The 4,585-nt window shown below is 32.1% G+C and carries 4 protein-coding genes; all 4 read left to right on the top strand.

The genetic code is table 11. The features are described from left to right. Positions 1-1,221, top strand: a 1,221-nt coding sequence (ftsY, locus tag EU98_RS0109335; RefSeq protein WP_032516632.1) for a signal recognition particle-docking protein FtsY, incomplete at its 5' end; no start/stop codon positions are given. Positions 1,222-1,286: 65 nt separating this feature from the next. Continuing rightward, positions 1,287-2,630 (top strand): PP2C family protein-serine/threonine phosphatase, encoded by a 1,344-nt coding sequence (locus EU98_RS00010; RefSeq protein ID WP_032516631.1) that lies wholly within the window; start codon positions 1,287-1,289, stop codon positions 2,628-2,630. Positions 2,631-2,692: 62 nt separating this feature from the next. Next, on the top strand, positions 2,693-4,072 hold the full coding sequence (gene argH / locus EU98_RS00015) for an argininosuccinate lyase (protein WP_032516630.1): 1,380 nt from the start codon (positions 2,693-2,695) through the stop codon (positions 4,070-4,072). Between the two features lie 113 nt (positions 4,073-4,185). Continuing rightward, the coding region (locus EU98_RS0109330; RefSeq protein WP_032516629.1) for an RNA-binding protein at positions 4,186-4,585 on the top strand (400 nt) is incomplete at its 3' end.

Genomic DNA, 4,585 nt, shown 5'->3' with positions numbered 1-4,585 from the left:
CAGGCAGAGCAAAAGCAAGAATTAGAGAAACAGGCAGAGCAAAAGCAAGAATTAGAGAAACAGGCAGAGCAAAAGCAAGAATTAGAGAAACAGGCAGAGCAAAAGCAAGAATTAGAGAAACAGGCAGAGCAAAAGCAAGAATTAATTGATATTCCTAATAAAGAAATTGTTACTGGACAGTCTAAAACTATTCCTGAAACTGAATTAGGAGAATTTGATGACAACTTTACTTGGTCTGCAATGGTATTAGCTGCTCAAGGAAAAAAAATAAATCAAATATCGATTGATGAAATTGATTGGTTAACTAAATTACGGAGAGGATTAGAAGAAACCCGAAAAGGATTTGTTACTGAATTATTAGATAAATTGGGAGATGATCCTCTTACTCCTGAATCTCTTGATGATTTAGAGACTCTACTGATAAGAGCTGATGTAGGGATTGATTCAACTGATAAAGTTATAAGCTCTCTTAGAACAAAATTAAACGAGGAAGTCGTGGGTGGAGAAGCAGGAATAAAATTCTTGAAGAAGGAGCTAAAATTAATTATCGATAAACCCATAAAAGATTCGGGCTCTGATCTTTTAGTACCCCAAAAGGGTAAGTTAAATGTTTGGTTATTAGTAGGAGTTAATGGCGTCGGTAAAACTACTACATTGGGAAAATTAGCATACTTGTCATCAAAAAGTAATTATAAAACTTTGATTGCTGCTGCTGATACTTTTAGAGCCGCTGCAGTAGAACAACTTAAAGTGTGGGGAGATAGAAGTAATGTTGATGTAATATCTAATAAATCGAAAAATGCTGATCCAGCTGCTGTAGTTTTTGATGCAATTAATTCTGCAAAAAAAAGAAATGTTGATTTATTACTTGTTGATACAGCGGGTAGATTGCAAACAAAAAATAATTTGATGGATGAATTAGCAAAAATAAAAAAAATTATTGATAAAAAGGTCCCAGATGCAATTGTTGAATCATTATTAGTTTTAGATGCAAGTCAGGGACAAAATGGCTTAAAGCAAGCAAAAAGTTTTGCTAAATCAGCAGATTTAAGCGGAGCAATTATTACTAAATTAGATGGCACTTCTAGAGGAGGAGTCTCTTTAGCTGTATCAGAAGAAGTAAATTTGCCTATAAGGTTTATTGGTGCTGGAGAAGGTATAAAAGATTTGAGACCATTTAATAGTTATGAATTTGTAGAGGCTATGCTTGCAGATAAATAAATATGTAATTTTTTTTTAAAAAACTTAAATTTAATGTTAAAACATATTTATCTATTAGAGTTGCTTTGACAAATAATCAAAAAGAAAAAATATTTTCGAATAAATTTATCCAAAAATTTTTAGAAAATGATCCGAAAATAACTCAAAAAAATAAATATAAATTTGCTGAAATCGCATCTTCCTTAGCATATTATTTAAAGTCGTTTTCCAACATAAATAAATTGCTGGATTATGTATGCTTAATTTTTAAACATATTTTTTCTGAGAATATAATTTTAATTATTCCTTTAAATTACGAAGGGGAGATATGGAATGAAAATATAAAAATTTCTGTTAATTATGAATATTTAACAATTCAAGAAGAAATTAATAGTTTTTTGAATCAATTTCATTTTTCAAAAAATTTTAAAATAAAAGAAATTCTAAATTTTGAAAATGCTTTAAAAAATAAATTTAAGGAATATAAAATTGAAACAAAAAAAATAATATCTAAAGGTAAATGTAGAGGATTTATTTATATTTTTAGCAAAGATACTTCTAGTCAGTCGATATCTGAAGATGGTAATTTTAATTTTATTGAGAATTGTTTAGCTGTTGGATTAGAAAATCATTACTTAATAAAAACAAAGAAAAAGCATGAGAATGTTGATAGAGAAATTTCTACTGGTGCTGAAATTCAATCTCAATTACTCCCGGATTATTGTCCAATTATCCATGGTATAGAAATGGCTGCTCATTGTAGACCAGCTCTTCAGCTTGGTGGGGATTACTATGATTTTATGTGCTTAAAGACGAATATCTCTGAAAAAAGGAAAGAAAAATCAAGATGGGCTTTTGTAATAGGTGATGTTATGGGTAAAGGGATTCCAGCCGGTCTTTTAATGACTATGTTAAGAGGAATGCTACGTGCAGAGGTTCTTACAGGTCTGCCTCCAGATAGAATTTTACATGATTTGAATCAACTAGCAATAAATGATTTAGATCAATCGCATAGGTTTGTGACACTATTTTACTCAGATTATGATCCTAGAACTAGAAAATTGAGATTCGCTAACGCAGCACATAATCCTCCTCTGCTTTGGAAAAGTTCAGATCAGAAAATTATTAAATTAGATACGAAAGGATTTGTACTTGGACTACAAAAAGATGCTGAATATCATTGTGGTGAAATCAAGCTTAATCAAAATGATTTAGTTCTTTATTACACAGATGGAGTAATTGATACTTCTAACTCTTTAGGGCAAAGATTTGATGAGGAAAGATTAATTAAAATATTTACAAAATTATGCAAGCAATCTTATACATCCCAAGAAATCTTAAATAAAATATTTAAAAAGTTAGATGATTTTACAGGGCATAACAGACATCTTGAAGATGATGCTTCGATGGTTATTTTTCAAGTGAAATAGATATTTTTTGTCACTTATTAAAAAAAATGCTTTATTAGAGATACTTAAAGTTACTAATTGATATGGCAAAAGTTTGGAGTAAAAGGTTTGATAATGCACTTGACCCTTTTATTGAAAAGTTTAATGCCTCAGTTGGTTTTGATAAAAAGCTTATTTTAGAAGATTTAGAGTGCTCGATTGCCCACGCGAAAATGCTTGGCAAAACAAAAGTTTTGTCTTCTTCTGAAGTTTTGCAAATTATTAATGGCTTAAAGTTAATAAAAGTTGAGTATTTGGAGGGTAAATTTTCTCCCGGCCCACCTTCTGAAGATATTCACTATTGCATAGAAGAAAAGCTAATAAGTTTAATTGGTGAAACTGGAAAAAAATTACACACAGGTAGAAGCAGAAATGACCAAGTTGGTACAGATATAAGATTGTGGCTTAGAAAAGAGATTGACAATATTGAAATTTTATTAATCGATTTACAAAAATCCTTCTTAAATCTTGCGCAATCTAATATCTATACCTTGATTCCTGGGTATACCCACATGCAAAGAGCTCAACCATTATCTTTGGCTCATCATTTATTGGCTTACATAGAAATGCTCCAAAGAGATCGTGAAAGGTATAAAGAAGTACGCTCAAGAGTGAATATTTCTCCGTTAGGAGCTGCAGCATTAGCTGGAACAAAAATAAAAATAGATAGGCACTTTACAGCAACTGAATTGGGTTTTAAAAAGATTTATAAAAACAGCATTGATGCAGTAAGTGATAGAGATTTTTGTATTGAGTTTGTCTCTGCATCTGCTTTGTTGATGTCACATTTAAGTAAAATTTCAGAGGAAATAATTTTATGGGTAACAGATGAATTTTCTTTTGCAAAATTAACAGATAAATGTGCCACAGGAAGTAGCTTAATGCCGCAGAAAAAAAACCCTGACGTTCCAGAATTGATACGAGGAAAGACAGGAAGAGTGTATGGGCATCTCCATGCATTGCTAACTATGGTCAAAGGAGTGCCACTTTCTTATAATAAGGATTTTCAAGAGGATAAAGAGCCAATATTTGATACTTCTGAAACAATATCTTCTTGTGTTAAAGCAATGACTATTCTAATAAATGATGGCATTGAATTTAATATTAAAAATCTATCTGATTCTGTAGAAAACGACTTTTCTAATGCTACTGATTTGGCAGATTATTTAGTTGGTAAAGATGTTCCTTTTAGGACCGCCTATCAAGTTGTTGGTCAAATGGTTAAATATTGCCTGGAGAAAAAAATGTTATTTAAAAATCTCAAAATTGAAGAATTTAAAAAATTTCATCCCGAATTTGATGAGGATGTTTTTATGGACCTTAAACCTTTTAATGTTGTTAAATCAAGAAATAGCCAAGGAGGTACAGGTTTTGTTCAGGTAGAAAAAGAGGTAAATAATTGGAAAAAAAGATTGTTACTTTGAATCTCAATTATTTTTCTACAACAAGGGTATGCTTTGAAGTAGTATAGATAGGCAACACTATGAGACTACTTATTGTAGTTTTTTTATAAGGTAAATTTTTTGTTGAGTTTAAAGTGAGTATTTTTGTTGGCAATTTGCCGTTCCGAGCAGAGCGTGAAGATGTTATGCAGTTGTTTACCCCTTTTGGTGAGGTTTTAAATTGTTCTCTTCCTTTGGAGAGAGATACTGGAAGGAAAAGAGGATTTGCATTTATTGAGATGGCAGATGAAGCGATTGAGTCAACAGCTATTGATGGTTTGCAAGGTACGGAACTTATGGGAAGACCATTAAGAATTAATAAAGCTGAGCCAAGAGGTTCCGGTGGATCTCGTAGAGGAGGAAGAGGCGGCTATGGCGGTGGAAATAATGGCGGCTACGGAGGTGGCGGTTATGGCGGTGGAAATAATGGTGGCTACGGAGGTGTCGGCTATGGCGGTGGAAATAATGGCGGCTACGGAGGTGGCGGCTATGGCG

The organism is Prochlorococcus marinus str. MIT 9314 (genome assembly GCF_000760035.1).
Classification (GTDB): domain Bacteria; phylum Cyanobacteriota; class Cyanobacteriia; order PCC-6307; family Cyanobiaceae; genus Prochlorococcus_A; species Prochlorococcus_A marinus_B.
Note: the sequence above shows the minus strand (reverse complement) of the source record. Positions and strands in the feature narration are given on the sequence as shown.